Here is a 16,993-nt window from a genome sequence, read left to right as displayed (position 1 = left end):
GAGCTTTACCCCAGACAACGGAAGGGACCCCTAATGCCTGAGAAACACCCTGCGCTCACCAGCCGAGCAGAATGGCAAGCTCTCAACGACGCCAAAGCCCGGCTCGAACACCTACCCATGCGGGAGCTGTTTCAGCAGGATCCGGGCCGTGCCCAGCGTTATCTGGTAGAGGGTGCCGGCCTGTCGCTGGATTTCTCCCGCAACCGGCTGACGGACGAAGTGCTGGAGGCTCTGCTCAACCTGGCCCGGGCCTGTGGTCTGGAGGAACGTCGTACGGCCTTGTTCCGGGGCGGTCTGGTGAACCTCACGGAACAACGCCCCGCCCTGCACACCGCCCTTCGTGAGGGTAAACAGGGCGAGGTTCGGGTTAACGGCGACAACATCATTCCCGAAATCCATCGCACACTGGGGAAGATGGAAGCGCTGGTTGAAAGCATTCACAGTGGTGAACGCACCGGCCATTCCGGCGCCCGCTTTACCGACGTTGTCAGCATTGGCATCGGAGGCTCGTTTCTCGGGCCGAAGCTGGCCGTCGAGGCGCTACGCCCTTACTGGCAGGGCTCCATCAACTGTCACTTTGTCGCGAACATCGATGGCACCGACATTACCGAAACCCTCACCCGCCTGAACCCGGACACCACGCTGTTTCTGGTGCAGTCAAAATCCTTCCGTACCCAGGAAACCCTGGAGAACAGCCTGCTCGCCCGGCAATGGTTTCTCGATAATGGTGGCAACGCAGCCTCGGTCTCCCAGCATTTCATGGCAGTCACGGCCAACGTCGAAGAAGCGGCCCGGTTCGGCATCGAACCCGCCAACACCTTTCCCATGTGGGATTGGGTAGGTGGTCGTTATTCCCTCTGGTCCGCCATCGGCCTGCCGATTGCGTTAACGCTTGGCATGGCGGCATTCCGGGAGCTACTCGCCGGTGCACATGCCATGGACTCCCATTTCAGGGAAGCGCCCGAGCGGGAAAACCTGCCGGTCATCATGGCCATGCTCAGCGTGTGGTACAACAATTTCTGGGGCGCCGAGAGCCATGTGGTACTGCCTTATGACGAATACCTGAAATACCTGCCGGAGCACCTTCAGCAGCTGGATATGGAGAGTAACGGCAAGCGCGTAACCCAGAATGGCATCAGCGTGGATTACCCTACCGGGCCCGTGCTCTGGGGCGGCGTGGGAGCTAACGGCCAGCACGCATATCACCAACTGATTCATCAGGGTACCCGGCTGATTCCTGCCGACTTCATCATTCCCCTGAGGTCCCACAATCCCGTGGCCAGCCACCATGCCGCCCTGTTTGCCAACTGTCTGTCTCAGGCACGGGCCATGATGGCCGGAAAGACGGAAGCAGAGGCCGAACAGGAACTGCTGGCCGGCGGTCTTGATGGTGATGCCGCCCGCCAGCTGGCCCCACACAAGGCCATTCCCGGTAACCGGCCCTGCAACATCCTGCTGATGGAACGCCTGACTCCGCACACCCTGGGGGCACTGATTGCACTTTATGAACACCGCACCTTCGTGCAGAGCGTGATCTGGGATATTGATTGCTTTGATCAATGGGGCGTGGAGCTGGGCAAACAGATTGGCAACGAAATTCTTCCGAAACTGCTGGGCGAGAGTGAAGATGGCAGCGCTGGAGACAGCGCCACCGACAACCTGATCCGGTTATTCCGCGACCGCTCCGGAACTTGAGATCTGACGCCCCTGCCAGGTGAAATCGACGGGCCAGAGCTTCTGGTCCTTCTGGTAAGACTGCCAGAGGCTGCGATAGCTCTCTCCGCACACGGGGTGCAATTCGTCCGGAGCAATATCGGCCAGCGGCCTCAGGACAAATGCGTTTTTTAGGATTTCAGCCCGGGGCAGTTCAACCCCATCAAGGGTGCCGGTCGCATCGCCCCAGGTGAGAATATCCAGATCCAGAGTCCTTGGACTGAACTTGGGCGCCGAAGCTTTGCGGCCGTTGTCTGCCTCGAGTTTTTTGAAGCGCCGGGAAAGCTCTCCTACCGACCTATCGGTATCCACACCCACCACCAGGTTCAGAAAATCCGAGCCATCGAAGCCGACCGATTCGCTCTCGTAAACCGGAGAAATGGCCAATTCTCCAAACCAACCGGCCAGAGCATCCAGCGCCGCGCTGACATGGCGATAGCGTTCAATATTACTGCCGATACTGATGTATACACGTTTCATGCCCGTGCCCCCCGCTCAATTCTCACGCCCACCGAGCGTGCGGCCGGCACAGCACCGGGCTTGCTCAACGTCAGCCTCAGCCAACGCACGCCAAACTCGCTCTGCAGCAAACGGGCAACTTCCTCTGCGGCCCGCTCCAGCAACTCCGGCTGCAGCGTTTGCAGGCACTGACTGACCCGCTCGCTAACGGCGGCGTAATCAAGTGCATCGGCAACATCGTCACTGGCGCCGGGCACCGAGTTATCCCACGCCAGTTCCAGATCCACCAGTAGCCGCTGTGTGACTTCACGTTCCCAATCGTACACCCCGATCACGGTTTCCACCGCCAGTCCTTCGATCAGGACTGTGTCCCATTTGCCATTTGCCAAACCGGTCTCCCGAGCCTTCCACTGATGGCTGATTGAATATTACACAGGCAGACGATACTGTGACGGACAACCAGCCTGCCTTGATGCGGGCGGCATTTTCTCACAGAACACAGGGCCCAGTCTCTGTACAGCGGTTACGCCATGGACGTCTTTAGCCAACCCGTTGCGATTGTCTTGCTTTGCGCCAGCGCTTATCTGGCGGGTTCCGTGCTGTTCGCGATACCAGTGTGCCGCCTCTGGAAACTGCCAGATCCTCGCGCCCTGGGTTCCGGCAACCCCGGAGCCACCAATGTGTACCGGGCAGGTGGCTGGCAACCCGCGCTGGCAACCCTGGCGCTGGATGCGTTCAAGGGCTGGTTGCCCGTCTGGCTCGGTCAAAGCCTTGGCATGTCCATTCTGGTGCAGGCCATGATTGCCCTGTGCGCGGTGACCGGACACATGATCCCGGCATTCTATCGGTTCAAAGGGGGCAAAGGTGTTGCCACGGCCCTCGGGGCAGGGTTGGCACTGGCGCCGCTCACCACCGCCATCATGGCAGGCTTGTGGCTGGGCGTAATGTGGCGCTGGCGCATTTCAGCCGTGGCCTCTCTGGTGGCAATCACCAGCGGCCCGCTCATCAGCGCCCTGCTGGAACCGGAAACCCTGCCCCTGTTCGGACTACTGACCCTGCTGATTGTGGTGCGTCACCGCAACAACCTGATTCGCCTGGCCCAGGGGCGGGAAACCGGGCTCTAAGTTCCTGCCCGGCTAGTCCACAAGGCCGTTGTGACGAGGTTCCGCCACCGGCGGCAGGGTATTCATCGGCCAGCGGGGTACCGCCACAATCCGCTCGCCATCCTGCTGACCGGCCTTTAGCCGCTGCGCACCGGCATAGGCAATCATGGCACCGTTGTCGGTGCAGAACTCCGGACGAGCGTAGAACACCGAACCACGCAGCTTTTCTGCCATGGTCTCCAGTGCCGCCCGCAATCGCTTGTTGGCGCTGACTCCGCCGGCAATGACCAACCGCTTACACCCGGTTTGCTCCAGGGCTCTGCGACATTTGATGACCAGGGTATCAACTACTGCAGCTTCGAACGCCCGAGCAATGTCTGCTTTTACCTGCTCATCCAGCGTGCCTTTATCTTTAGCGTCGTTAACGGTATTCAGGGTATAGGTTTTCAGACCACTGAAGGAAAAATCCAGGCCGGGACGATCGGTCATCGGGCGGGGAAAACGGTACTGCCCCTCTCGACCCTTTTCCGCAAGGGCAGCTACCCGGGGGCCACCCGGATAATCCAGCCCCAGCATTTTCGCAGTTTTATCGAACGCCTCGCCGGCGGCATCATCCACCGATTCACCCAGCATCTGGTACTCACCAATGCCATCCACCCGCACTAACTGGGTATGGCCACCGGACACCAGCAGCGCGACAAACGGGAACGCCGGCGGATTGTCCTCCAGCATGGGCGCCAGCAGGTGACCTTCCATGTGATGCACTCCCAACACCGGAATCCCCAGTGCAAACCCCAAGGCATGCGCCACCGAGCCGCCCACCATCAGGGCACCCACTAACCCCGGCCCGGCGGTATAGGCGATACCTTCGATATCGGAACGGGCTTTACCGGCTTGAGCCAGTACCTCATCGCATAAAGGAAGCAGCTTGCGAACATGATCCCGGGAGGCCAGCTCAGGCACCACGCCTCCATAATCGGCGTGCATACCGATTTGACTGTAAAGGGCATGGGCCAGCAGCCCCTGCCGAGCGTCAAACAGGGCTACACCGGTCTCATCGCAGGAGGTTTCAATACCAAGAATCAGCATAATGGGCACTATATCCAAGGGGTGTCGGGTACGTGGGCGGCATTTTAGCAGAAACCCGAAAGCTTCCGGCAGTTTCGTTGAACAGTGATTGACCTTGGCCAGCCCAGCGGCTATCATTGCCGCCCTAAATTAGCACTGGTCGAGTTTTAGCCAATCTGACCAGGGATCGAGCCCGTACGGCACTGGCCGACGGAACAAATTGAAACCGAATCTATCAGGTAGGTGATTTTCGAATGCCAGCTGTTAAAGTGAAAGAGAATGAGCCGTTTGACGTAGCACTGCGTCGCTTCAAGCGTTCCTGCGAGAAGGCCGGTGTACTGTCTGAAGTACGTCGTCGTGAGCACTACGAGAAGCCGACCGCTGTTCGTAAGCGTAAAGCAGCTGCTGCCGTTAAGCGTCATCTCAAGAAGCTTCAGCGGGAACAGCGCAAGTTCGAGCGTCTGTACTGAGTTCAGGCGCGCATCGACTGCACAACTGATTGCCGGAACGGCGTTTCGCCCCACCCGGCAAGCTGAAAATGCCGCCGAGGCCTGGCTTCGGCGGCATTTTTGGCTATGGCGAAAATGCCTTCGCACCCGGCACCCCGGCTGAAGTGGAGCCACCATGAGCGGATTGATCCCTCAACGCTTTGTTGAAGACCTGCTGGATCGCATTGATCTGGCGGAGCTGATCGGTTCGCGCATCACGCTGAAAAAAGCCGGAGCCAACTACAAGGCCTGCTGTCCGTTTCACGACGAGAAGACGCCATCATTTAACGTTCGACCGGACAAAGGCTTCTATCACTGCTTTGGCTGTGGAGCCCATGGCGATGCCATCAGCTTTGTTCGCGAATTTGAGGGCCTGGGTTTTACCGAAGCGGTAGAAGAACTGGCCAAGCGTGCCGGGCTGGAAGTGCCGTACGACCGAGCTGCCAAACAGGAAATGCAACAGGCGCGGACACTGACCGATGCCCTGGAGTTTGCCAACCGGTTCTATCACTCAGCACTGACCAGTCAGCAAGGCGGTTATGCCCGGGACTACCTGAAGCAGCGGGGACTGGATGAAAACATTATCCAGCAGTATCAGATTGGTTTTGCACCGGGCACCGGCACGGCACTTTACGACGCCGCCCCGAAGGATCTTAAAGCACCACTGATTGAGACCCGCACGGTGTCGGACCAGTACGGCCGCCCCAGGGATCTGTTCCGCAACCGGGTTATGTTTCCCATCCGGAACACCCGAGGCAAAACCATCGCCTTCGGCGGGCGCACGCTGGGCGACGACAAGGCCAAGTACATTAACTCGCCGGAATCGGACGTTTTCCACAAGAGCCGGGAAATCTACGGCCTGTTCGAGGCCCGGCAAGCCATTCGACAACTGGACAAGTTGCTGGTGGTCGAAGGCTACATGGATGTGATTGCGCTGGCCCAGCACGGCATCCATTACGCGGTGGCGACTCTGGGGACGGCCACCAACCAGGACAGCCTGACCGCACTGCTTCGGCACGTTCGGCATATCGTGTTCTGTTTTGACGGCGACCAAGCAGGTTTTCGGGCAGCGGACAGGGCCATGGAGAACGCCCTGGAGCTGATGGCAGACGGGCTGCACCTGCAGTTTCTCATGCTGCCAGAAGGCGAAGACCCGGACACACTGGTGCGCAAAGAAGGGCCGGACGCATTTCAGAAGCGTATTGAGGGCGCCACACCCTTCTCACGCTATCTGTTTGATCGGCAGAGCGAGGGCCTTGATCTGCAGTTGCCCGAACACCGAGGCGAACTTCGGGCACGAGTTGAGCCCTTGCTGAACAAGATGCCCCGCAGCACGTTGCGGGACGCCATGTGGCACGAAATGCTGCGCCTTTGCGGCGGCCGCAACCAGTGGCAGAACCGCCAGCAGGGCCAGAATTACAAGGCACGAGGCTGGCGCGGTGAAGCCCAAAGCCGGCCCACGGAAGAGCGGATTGACGTAAAACTCAGCAAAGACAGCACCTTGTGCCTGGCCTTGCTGGAAGCACCGGAACTGGCAACCGAAGTGAAAGCTCTGGCAGACAGCACCCGGCAGCTTGAACGCGCGGGGCGTTTTGCCCGCTGGTTACTGGAAGAAAAAATTCAGACCCGCAAGACACTGGTCGCGGGGCTGGCCACGAACAAACAGGCCAGGGACAGGTTTTACAACCTGTTTGACGAACTGGAGCACATACCGGCCCGGGAAAGCACACTGGCGGCTGCCAGAGAGCTGTTAAGCCCGAATGAAGAGGCCGCGCGCCAGCAGAGGCTGGCAACCCTGCTCCGGAACCTGGCACAGCTTTCCCCGGAAGAACGGGAGGAGCTGCGAACGCTCAGCGCCGGTACGTTAAATCCGAAGGCTGAAAGCTGAGGACTTGAAACCTGTTGCCCTGATCACCATCTAACCATTCGGTGGCAGCGCAACCGAGCGACAGCTATAATGGCTGTTTAACTTTTTTCCTTTTTAAAAGCGAGTTCACAGGGTGTCTATGTCAGGCAATTCGCAGAAATCACGTTTGAAAGACCTCATCGCACGAGGCAAGGAACAAGGTTACCTGACTTACGCCGAGGTAAACGATCACCTCCCGGAAGATATCGCAGATCCGGATCAGGTTGAAGACATTATCCGGATGATCAACGACATGGGTATCCAGGTGTGCGAAGAGACACCAGACGCGGATACCCTGCTGATGACCGAAGGTGACTCCACTGCCGACGAAGCTGCTGCCGCCGAAGCCGCTGCTGCTCTTGCCGCCGTTGAGACCGACGCTGGCCGCACCACCGATCCGGTGCGCATGTACATGCGCGAGATGGGCACCGTTGAGCTGCTGACCCGCGAAGGCGAAATTGTCATCGCCAAGCGCATCGAGGAAGGCATTCGCGATGTCATGGCCGCTGTAGCACATTTCCCGGGCACCGCCGGCACCGTGATTCAGGCCTACGACCGCATCATCGAGAATGAAGGTCGCATCAGCGACATCGTCACCGGCTTCCTCGACCCGGACGACGCCGAGCCGTTCATGGGCGAAGACACCAGCACCGAAGACACCTCTGCTGATGACCGCGATACCAGCAGCGATGACGACGATGACGACACCTCCAGCGAAGACGACAACGACAACGGGCCAGATCCGGAAGAAACCCGGCTGCGCTTCGAGCTGCTGAAAGAGAAGCTGGACGCTGCCGAGAAGGCCTTGGCCAAACACGGCCGTGGGCACAAGAAAACCCAGGAAGCCCTGAACGAACTGGGCCAGGTTTTCGCCCCGTTCAAGCTGGCCAACAAGGCGTTTGACGAGCTGGTGAACGTCGTTCGTTCAACCAACGACCTGGTCCGCGAGAATGAGCGCGCCATCATGCAGATCTGTGTACGCGACTGCAAAATGCCGCGCAAAGACTTCATCAAATGGTTCCCGGGCAACGAAACTGATCTTAAGTGGGCCGGCGAAATTGCCGCCACCAAAAAGCCCTATGCGGCCGCTATCGGTGAGCGTGTGGACGAAATCGTTCGCCTGCAGAAGCGCATCCAGAACGTTCAGACCGAAGTAGACCTGGACGTAGCCGACATCAAGGAAATCAACCGCCGAGTGTCTATCGGTGAGGCGAAAGCCCGCCGCGCCAAAAAGGAAATGGTTGAGGCCAACCTGCGTCTGGTTATTTCCATCGCCAAGAAATACACCAACCGCGGCCTGCAGTTCCTGGATCTGATCCAGGAAGGCAACATCGGCCTGATGAAGGCGGTGGACAAGTTCGAGTACCGTCGTGGCTACAAGTTCTCCACCTACGCTACCTGGTGGATTCGCCAGGCCATCACCCGCTCCATCGCGGATCAGGCTCGCACGATCCGGATTCCGGTGCACATGATCGAGACGATCAACAAGCTCAACCGCATCTCCCGCCAGATGCTGCAGGAGATGGGTCGCGAACCCACGCCGGAAGAGCTGGGCGAGCGCATGGACATGCCGGAAGACAAAATCCGCAAGGTGCTGAAGATCGCCAAAGAGCCGATCTCCATGGAAACACCCATTGGTGACGACGAAGACAGCCATCTGGGCGATTTCATCGAAGATATCCAGGCTCTGTCGCCAGTGGATTCTGCCACCGCTGAAGGCCTGCGCGAAGCCACCCGCTCCGTGCTGGCCGGCCTGACCGCTCGGGAATCCAAAGTACTGCGCATGCGCTTTGGTATCGAGATGAACACCGACCACACTCTGGAAGAAGTCGGCAAGCAGTTCGACGTTACGCGGGAGCGTATCCGTCAGATCGAAGCCAAGGCCCTGCGCAAACTGCGGCACCCTTCCCGCTCCGATCACCTGCGCGGCTTCATTGACGACCAGGGCAACGGTTAATCCCCAAGACAGTAGCGGGCGCCACCCCTCGTGGGTATAATGGCGCCCGTTTTCTTTTCCGGGCCTATAGCTCAGTTGGTTAGAGCAGGGGACTCATAATCCCTTGGTCGCTGGTTCGAGTCCAGCTGGGCCCACCATCTCCCAAACTCCTGTCCAACTTATTTACACATACGCCTCCAACCTTCTCTTAAACACTGCCCAACCCCCTGTTTTAACGTCAAATAATCCTATTGGCACGCACTGTGCTGAAAGTCAGACGTAAGTACAGATCGCGGCTTCGCCGCATTGCGTTCAGGGCTTGCCCTGAGAGAAGGTGAAAAATGAAACAGATTACAAAGCAGATAACACACGTTATTGCGGCTCTGGCATTAACCTGGTCTGCTGGGGCTATGGCCCTGATCCTTGGCCCCGCAGACGCCGACAAAACTGTCGACGTAGGCCCCCCAAATCCAGCGCTTGACGCCGGTGACGTTGCAGCCCTTTTTGGAACGTCCGACCTCACTTTGCTTTACAAGTCCAACTACGAAGGCCCGGAAGAAGGCTCCTACCAATCCTTCTACTCCACCAGTTTCACCGGAGACCCTAACAACGCGGTGATCAGCTGGGATGGCCCGGACTACATTGTGTGCCCTGAGTGCTATCTGGTTGTCAAAGACGGCAACGAGCCACAATACCTGTTCAACATCGGCAGCTGGAATGGCCAGGACGTACTGGATCTTCAGGGCTTTTATCCGAACAGAGGCGCCATTTCTCATGTAGCGATCTTTGGCAAGTCCGTTCCTGTACAGGTTCCTGAGCCAGGAACACTGGGCCTGCTGGGACTTGGCATTCTGGGCATGCTCACAATCAGAAGAAAGTTACAAAAAACCGCCTGAGTGTCGATATTTTTTACATGCCACTAAAGCTCCCCTTGGGGAGCTTTTTTTGTGCCCGTTCACAAAACCGCAAACATTAAGTAACAGAAATACACAGAAGCCCACCTTTTAAGCTCATGAGTTTTCAGCCGTTTTAGACAATTCTTGAGGTACGTGGTTCTACCGACACCCTGTCGTGTCAAAAATGCCAACGTCCCGATCTGACAAGCCTCATACACTAAAACCTGAACAAGCGTACCAGTCCTGAAAGGAATCCCTCGGGACTGAGCACAAAAACAATGAGTGAACGGAGTGTATACATGGTTCTTTCCCCCCGATTCTCAGTACGGGCGGTATCCCTTGCCGTTGCAGCAGTTTCCGCCTCCCTGTCCATGCCCACCAGTGCCAGTATGGGCAACCTGGGCACCAGTTATGGTGTAATGCCGGTCGATGTGGCCACCGCCCAGTCCCTTTCGATGTTCAATGAGCAGGTTTCTGCCACCTACTACAATCCGGCAGCACTGACGAAAGATCCTCGTGGCGAGCTTACGGCGGGTATCCTTCATTCTGAACAGGAGCTGCGCTCCGATAATCCCAACGCCAGCGGGGACATTGTCTCCGACTCCCCGAGCCAACACGTTTTGATCGGCATGAAGACCAACCTTGGGTCGCTCACCCGGTTCGGGCACCCCATCTATCTCGGGTTTATTGCGGGCGTGGAAAAGTACGGTAAGGAGATGCTGGCTTTCAGCTCTGAAACCAGCGAGAGCGGACAGTTCCTGCAATACGGGAAAGAACCTTTGTTCCTTAACATCGGTGGTGCAACCCCGATCTGGCGCGGTATTTCCGCCGGTGCTTCGGTTCGGGTAACGCTCGAAGCGACCGCTAATCTTGATGCCGTCTCGACGCTGGGCGGCGAAACCAGCCGTGAGCGCCTTGCGGTCAATGCCGAGCCTTCTCTGAAGACGATTCTGGGCACGAACATCGATCTGGGCAGCACATTTTGTCCTGAATCTGACTGTTTCCTGAACGGATGGGAAACGGCGCTGACCTACCGGACGAAGTCATCGGCCTCAACCACAGTCGACTCCAACATCATCGTGACCCAGACCATCCCGGATCCCGGGCTCAGCCTGGCTGTGACGACCATCGACTCATTCCAGCCTGAAACAATCGCCATCGGCACCCAATACTCGGGTGACGGCTGGCGCATTGGCGGTAGTATCGAACAACAGAACTGGTCGGAACTGGAAGACGAATTCAGCGGCGACTCCATCAAGGATCAGGGTTCCGTGGCCTCCGGAAACCGGATCGGTTTCGACGACATCCTGATTCCTCGCCTCGGCGCCGAATATCAGTTGAACAAGAACTTTGCCATTCGTGGCGGTGTTGCCTACGAAGAGTCTCCCCTCAAAACCACCCGTAATCCGGAGCTCAACTACCTGGATACCGACAAACTGGTGGTTGGCCTTGGTATCAGTGCCACTTACGACCGCACCCGCCTGCTCGCCTACCCGGTGCGGCTCGACCTGGGCTATCAGTACCAGCAACTGCAGGAGCGCGACTTCACCCTAGTTGACTACGACGGTGACGAAACCAGTGTCACTGCCGATGGTGATATCCACGTATTCAGCGGATCCATCACCCTGAAGTTCTGAGGAGGCTTGCCATGAAGTACAACAAGACCCTGGCACTGATTCCGGCCATTTTGCTGGCCGCCTGCGGCGGTGGCGACAAACAGTCCATTGACGAAAAACCCAGACCCGGCTCGATGGTCTATTCCTTCCCGATGGATGGGCAGGCTGATATCAGCCCGAAAGCCGACATCGTGCTGCGCTTCTCTCATGCGATTACCGATGATGAAGCAACCCTGCAGAACAAGATCACCCTGCAGAGTAACGACCAGCCCCAGCCATTTACCGTGACCTTGATCGATAATGGCAAAAGTCTGAAGCTTGAGCCTGCTAACCCGCTTGCGACCGGCGAAGAATTCACCGTAACCTTCCAGGAGCCGCTGGCCGCCGAGGGCGGCCGGCAAATCACTACTCCGAACGCGACAGGTGATGACGGCATCCAGTTCGCAACCCGTGGCGCCTATGTGGGTCTCGCGGGGCTGGCCAACACCGCAGACACTTTCGACATTGCCTGGCAAGTACCCGCCAGCGACAGCCCATTCCAGGCCATGAATTTTTCGACCTTCCGGTTTGCCATGACGCAACCGGTCCATCCTGAATGGCAATCACTCGGCGGCAGCATTCAGCTGCTGGGCGCCAGTGGTGAAGAAGTTCCGGCCACTGTACTCGTCAAAGGCAACCGCATTACGGTCGACCCCTGCGTGACCCCCGAACCGACGCAGTGCGGCAGCAAGCAGGATATTCTCAATGCTGGTGAAACCTACACCCTGCAGCTGACCAACCTCGCCAGCCTGACGGACAGCAGTGAGGAGAACCGCTTCACCGGAGAATTCACCTTTACCCCGAGAGACACCGGGCCAACGGTTGTGTTGCAACAAACTGCCGTAGATTCCGGTAACGGAGGGCTGATCTCTGTGCTTAACGGCCAGGCCCTCAATGCCGTAACGCTCAACTCGGTACTCCAGGGCGAAGCCGGCCCCTCTCAACAAACCGGGGACCTGTTTGCCGAGCTCGCCTACGCCCCGGCGTTTGACGCTGATGAAGCACTGCCCCTGCGCATTCCCAAAGGCAGCGTGCTGGAAAGCACCAGCCTGAACGTACTGGTGGGTGGCAAGGTGCAGGTTCTGGATGCCGCGACCGGCGAAGACCAGCAAACCGGTACCATCAAAGTGACCATGCTCTCGGATGCCTCCGGTTACATGAGCCCGAACCAGTACACCGACGATATCAATGCCCCGCGCCATATCACCCTGTTCATGGACGTTTCCATGAACACGGAGGCAGCGCAGCCGAATGCCGCGCTGTCCCAGGATCTGATGGGGGTTGAGCTGCGCGGTATCGCCCTGGTTCAGGACGGCGTTCTGACCATCGATGCCATCGGCATGGTGGAACCAAACCTGCTGGGCCAGGAATACACCGATTCCACTATTGCCTTCCACCTGCAGGCCGCAACCGATGCCGACTCGGTTCTCGATGCCGAAAACCTGCGGGAACTGGATGCCACACCACCCAGCCTGGTGAGCTGGATGCCCGGCCCGGAGAACGCCGTTCCGCCAACCCGTCAGTCCATGCAGCGCCCGGGCGACCCGATTATTCTGTTCTTTGATGAGCCGCTTGATCCGAAATCAATCGAAACTGGCATCACGGTGTCGGAAAACGGCACCGCGATTGACGTTCAGCATGCTATCGACGGCACCACGGTAACCCTGAACAAAGCCGGCGGTCTGGAGCATGGCAAAACCTATGATGTGAGCGTCAACGGCGTCTCCGATCTGGCCGGGAATGTCGTCGCCCTGGATACGCTGACCTTCTCACTGGATCCCATCGAAGGCAACAACGTTGAGGTTCGCCCGCCACTGGCACTTACTACCTATCCCGGTTTCCCCTGCGAAACGAATCACAGTGCACTGGACCTTGCCAATGGTGTGCTTGGCCAGTGCTATGACGTAAGGGGCGACGCCTACAACGGAGGACGGGAAGCGACAGTCGACACCATGCCGGTAAGTGAAATGCCGGCGGATCGGCCCATTACCGTGGTTTTCTCAAAATCGATGGATATAGACTCCTTTATTCTCGGCCAGACCTTCACCGTTGAGAAAGTGACACAGGCCGGTATCGGCGCGGGAACTGTGAGCGTTGTCGAGAGCGTGCCCGGACGGCTAGAGAAAAACACTCAGCGGGTGCGGTTCTTTCCGGATCAACCCTGGGAACCCGGTGCTCACTATCGTTATACCCTGGCATCCTCAGAGAGCTCGGGCGCCTGCTCGGCCGGGAGCTACAGCGCAATCTGCGACACCGATGGCCTGGCTCTGAAAACGGATCTGCTCGAGGGCCTGAACGACCCGGATGGTGGAAATGATCCGCTGGTGATCTATTTTACTGCCACAGAAGCGGTCTCGACGGTATTCACACCGCTGAGGAACCTTCCCATTCGCGATACCAACTCGAACTTCCTGATTGACTGCAATCCCTATGACAGCAGCAAGGGTAACCGGGCATTTGAGAATACCGACGACTGCCTCGAGCCGTTTGCCCATGAAGGCAGTGATGCGGAGGGGTGGGCCCCCTCTGCCAACGCAACCAAGCTGGCCGTTCGCAATCAAACAGCTCAAGCCAGCGCTCTTGCCGGTGGTAGTGTACCGGCGCAGGTCGGTTGTGACGCTGGCGAAGAGATCGCCTGCCCTCGCAGCAAATTCATTTACCAGACCTACGCCCTGAACACCGAGGTAAAAGGCCCCGGCACCTATGATCCTGACCCAACCGTTGAGGGTGATGAGATCGAGGGCATTCTTGTGGATCTTTATCCAACACTGCTCGCAACCAGCTCCATCAGCGTTTTCACCAAGATTAAATTGATAAAACTCATCCCGCTGCAGGAAGAGACAGTGACAAACACCCAGGTTCTCAGGATGCGTTACGCGAAAGATGACCCTTCGTGCACCGGCAGCAACTGCGCGCGCAACTCACTCATTCCCGGGGTGATCGCTGAAGGCGAAAATGGACAGCCAGTGTTCATCACCAAGGCAGACCTGCTGCTGGACGCTCCAGACATGGTCATTCCACTGGGCGGCACCCATGATCTCTATGGGCGGCCATTCACTCTCGACCTCAGAGGAGACATCACCTTCTTTGATGACGGGCGTATGCAGATCGAGCAACGTAATGTGAATTTTGTTGGTAATGCGGATGAGCTCCTGGTTACGGCCAACACCGCAGGCATTGAGGATATCGGTCTAGTGACCATAAGGTTACCTCTGGAAATTCCAGTCGGTGGCACCTACCTCAACTTCATCTCCAACCCGGTCAAAGACCTACCGGCTCAGTACGAATAGAACACGGGTTACTCAGGTCTACCCTCCTCAGGCCAGTCTCCGGACTGGCCTTTTTTGTTGGCCTTTTGGGGCCACAATCGCAATCGGTTTTTCATTCCGGGTCGTTTTCCTGATAATCTGGTTGCAATATGAAACCCAACAACAAGAATTCCGGGAGAGCCTGCATGGAAAACGGTGTCCACTACCGCACATGCCACCTCTGCGAAGCCATGTGTGGCGTTGCCATTGAGGTCAACAACGGCAAGATCACCAGTATCAAGGGCGACGACCAGGATCCTCTGAGCCAGGGCCACATCTGTCCCAAAGCGGTCGCACTTCAAGATCTGCATGAAGACCCGGAGCGCCTGAAGAGGCCGATACGCAAAACAGCCCAGGGCTGGGAAGAGCTATCCTGGGAGGACGCCTTTGACCTGGTTGCCGAGAAGCTTCACGGAATTCGGAAAACCTACGGCCGGAACAGTATCGGGGTCTACCTGGGCAATCCCAATGTCCACAATCACGGCGCCCTGATGACCACCATGCCGTTTTTGCGGGCCATCGGCACCCAGAATCGCTTCTCTGCCACCTCCAACGACCAGCTACCGCACATGTTGGCCAGCCTGGAGATCTTTGGTCACCAGATTCTGTTTCCGATTCCGGACATCGACCATACCGATCTGTTTATCTGTATTGGCGGCAACCCAATGGCCTCAAACGGCAGCCTGATGACCGTACCGGACATCCGGGGCCGCCTGAAAGCACTGCGTCAACGGGGCGGGAAACTCGTGGTGATTGATCCCCGGCGCACTGAAACCGCCCGCCTGGCGGACGACTTCCATTTTATCCGGCCCGGCACCGATGCCTTCCTGCTGATGGCTATGGTGCACACGCTGTTCGAGGAAAACCTGGTGGACGCCGGCGCCGCCGAACGATTGGTGAAAGATGTGGATCTTCTGCGCCTGGCCGCCTTGTCGTTCTCACCGGAAGCGGTAACCAGGCACACCGGCGTTGAGGCTGAGGCCATCCGGCAGCTGGCGCGACAGCTGGCCAAAACCCCACGGGCCGCCCTGTATACCCGAATGGGGACCAGCACCCAGGCGTTTGGCGGCACCACCACGTGGCTGGCCTACTGCCTGAATATCCTGACCGGTAAGCTGGATGTACCCGGTGGCGTACTGTTTACCCAGCCGGCGGTGGACCTGGTGGCACTGGGCGCCATGTCCGGGCAGCGCGGGCATTTTGGCAAGCGGCACAGCCGGGTTCGAGGTCTGCCGGAATTTGCGGGAGAGTATCCGGCCAGCACCATGGCCGATGAAATGCTGACACCGGGCGAAGGTCAGGTCCGTGCCTTTGTGACCGTGGCCGGCAACCCTGTGCTTTCAAGCCCCAACGGCCAGCGACTGGAGTCAGCCCTGGAGGGGCTCGATTTCATGGTGTCCGTGGATTACTACCTGAACGAGACCACCCGCCATGCTGATGTCATTCTGCCGCCAACGGCGGCCCTGGAGCGCAGTCACTATGATCTGATCTTCAGTCAGTTTGCCGTACGCAACGTGGCCAAATACAGCGAAGCACTGTTTCCGCCGTCGGCCAACGCTCGCCACGACTGGCAGATTCTGCTGGAGTTGGCTCACCGACTGGAACAACAGCGCAAAGGCGGGCGCCTGCCCATACGCTCGGAAATGGGCTGGAGGGCGTTCAAAAAACTGGGACCAGATCCTATTCTGGATCTGCTCTTGCGAACAGGCCCCTATGGTGCCGACGCCGGCCCGGTGCGCCCATTCGCCCAAACCGCCATCGAACTGGTGATGGACATTCTTCCGGAGCGTAACCCTCTCAAAGGTCTGGCCCGGCTGAGTCCACTCAATCGACGTTGGGATGAATTACCTAAAGGCCTATCACTTTCTGCTCTGAAAGCCGCACCGCATGGCATCGACCTCGGTCCCCTGCAACCGGCGTTACCGGAAAGGCTGTTCACCCGCGATGGTCTGATTCAGATGGCACCCCGCCGCTATCTCGCGGATGTGGAGCGCATGCAGGCTACCCTTGAATCTGCGCCCGCTGGCGGCCTGCTGTTGATTGGCCGCCGCCATGTCCGCAGCAACAACTCATGGATGCACAACAGCCAGCGTCTGGTGAAAGGCAAAGGCCGCTGCACCCTGCTTATCCACCCGGACGACGCCAGCAAACGAGCGTTGAACCCCGGAGATCATGCCGAGGTTTCGGTTCAGGGGCGAGACGTGGTGATCCCGGTGGAAATCACCGAGGACATTATGCCGGGTGTGGTGTCCATCCCCCACGGTTGGGGTCACCATCGATCAGGCACCGGCCAATCAGTGGCATCGTCCCACGCCGGGGTCAGCATCAACGATCTGCTGGATGATGCCTTGGTAGATCCGGTTTCGGGAACCTCGGTCTTGAACGGCCAGGCGGTTGATGTCAGAGTCTGGCAACCCGAACCTCAACAGAAACCGGCCTGATAATGTGGCCTCTTGAACAA

12 protein-coding genes and 1 tRNA gene are annotated in these 16,993 nt (G+C 58.2%); 10 read left to right on the top strand and 3 right to left on the bottom strand.

The annotated features are described in order from the left end of the window. Nucleotides 1-33: 33 nt before the first annotated feature. Nucleotides 34-1,695: a glucose-6-phosphate isomerase gene (gene pgi, locus ACF8YQ_RS02305; protein ID WP_396622494.1), complete on the top strand. Its 1,662-nt coding sequence runs from the start codon at nt 34-36 to the stop codon at nt 1,693-1,695. Here the strand turns inward: pgi and folK are convergent. Together folK and folB are read right to left on the bottom strand one after the other, a co-directional pair. Beyond that, nucleotides 1,669-2,193: a 2-amino-4-hydroxy-6-hydroxymethyldihydropteridine diphosphokinase gene (folK, locus tag ACF8YQ_RS02300; RefSeq protein WP_396622493.1), complete on the bottom strand. Its 525-nt coding sequence runs from the start codon at nt 2,191-2,193 to the stop codon at nt 1,669-1,671. The two genes, pgi and folK, sit on opposite strands and share 27 nt — an antisense overlap. Beyond that, the gene (gene folB / locus ACF8YQ_RS02295) at nt 2,190-2,561 is read right to left on the bottom strand and encodes a dihydroneopterin aldolase (protein ID WP_014420448.1); all 372 of its coding nucleotides are present in this window, start codon (nt 2,559-2,561) and stop codon (nt 2,190-2,192) included. The genes folK and folB overlap by 4 nt, the downstream gene beginning before the upstream one ends. Nucleotides 2,562-2,702: 141 nt before the next feature. Between folB and plsY the strand changes: the two genes are divergently transcribed. Next, entirely contained in the window at nt 2,703-3,296 is a 594-nt protein-coding gene (gene plsY / locus ACF8YQ_RS02290; RefSeq protein WP_226597876.1) for a glycerol-3-phosphate 1-O-acyltransferase PlsY, read from the top strand. A 12-nt stretch (nt 3,297-3,308) separates the two neighbouring features. On the opposite strand, the gene tsaD is transcribed toward plsY, so the two are convergent. Next, nucleotides 3,309-4,364, bottom strand: coding sequence for a tRNA (adenosine(37)-N6)-threonylcarbamoyltransferase complex transferase subunit TsaD (tsaD, locus tag ACF8YQ_RS02285; protein ID WP_396622492.1), 1,056 nt, complete (start codon nt 4,362-4,364; stop codon nt 3,309-3,311). A 233-nt stretch (nt 4,365-4,597) separates the two neighbouring features. On the opposite strand from tsaD, the gene rpsU reads away from it, so the two are divergent. The 8 genes from rpsU to ACF8YQ_RS02245 all read left to right on the top strand — a co-directional run bounded on the left by rpsU (nt 4,598) and on the right by ACF8YQ_RS02245 (nt 16,973). Then, on the top strand, nt 4,598-4,813 hold the full coding sequence (gene rpsU / locus ACF8YQ_RS02280; RefSeq protein WP_007153483.1) for a 30S ribosomal protein S21: 216 nt from the start codon (nt 4,598-4,600) through the stop codon (nt 4,811-4,813). Nucleotides 4,814-4,967: 154 nt separating this feature from the next. Next, on the top strand, nt 4,968-6,719 hold the full coding sequence (dnaG, locus tag ACF8YQ_RS02275) for a DNA primase (RefSeq protein WP_396622491.1): 1,752 nt from the start codon (nt 4,968-4,970) through the stop codon (nt 6,717-6,719). Between the two features lie 118 nt (nt 6,720-6,837). Further along, on the top strand, nt 6,838-8,694 hold the full coding sequence (gene rpoD, locus ACF8YQ_RS02270; protein ID WP_396622490.1) for an RNA polymerase sigma factor RpoD: 1,857 nt from the start codon (nt 6,838-6,840) through the stop codon (nt 8,692-8,694). Nucleotides 8,695-8,754: 60 nt separating this feature from the next. Continuing rightward, nucleotides 8,755-8,831 (top strand) — tRNA-Ile (locus tag ACF8YQ_RS02265). Between the two features lie 183 nt (nt 8,832-9,014). Beyond that, the gene (locus ACF8YQ_RS02260; protein WP_222180286.1) at nt 9,015-9,569 is read left to right on the top strand and encodes a PEP-CTERM sorting domain-containing protein; all 555 of its coding nucleotides are present in this window, start codon (nt 9,015-9,017) and stop codon (nt 9,567-9,569) included. Between the two features lie 299 nt (nt 9,570-9,868). Next, entirely contained in the window at nt 9,869-11,206 is a 1,338-nt protein-coding gene (gene aupA / locus ACF8YQ_RS02255) for an alkane uptake protein AupA (protein WP_224850861.1), read from the top strand. A gap of 11 nt (nt 11,207-11,217) precedes the next feature. Further along, nucleotides 11,218-14,514: an Ig-like domain-containing protein gene (locus ACF8YQ_RS02250; protein WP_396622489.1), complete on the top strand. Its 3,297-nt coding sequence runs from the start codon at nt 11,218-11,220 to the stop codon at nt 14,512-14,514. A 164-nt stretch (nt 14,515-14,678) separates the two neighbouring features. Beyond that, the gene (locus ACF8YQ_RS02245) at nt 14,679-16,973 is read left to right on the top strand and encodes a molybdopterin-dependent oxidoreductase (RefSeq protein WP_396622488.1); all 2,295 of its coding nucleotides are present in this window, start codon (nt 14,679-14,681) and stop codon (nt 16,971-16,973) included. Nucleotides 16,974-16,993 lie beyond the last annotated feature (20 nt).

The organism is Marinobacter sp. W-8 (genome assembly GCF_044342215.1).
Taxonomy (GTDB): Bacteria; Pseudomonadota; Gammaproteobacteria; order Pseudomonadales; family Oleiphilaceae; genus Marinobacter; species Marinobacter nauticus.
The sequence above is the reverse complement of the archived record's forward strand: the minus strand, read 5'-3'. Positions and strand labels throughout refer to the sequence as shown.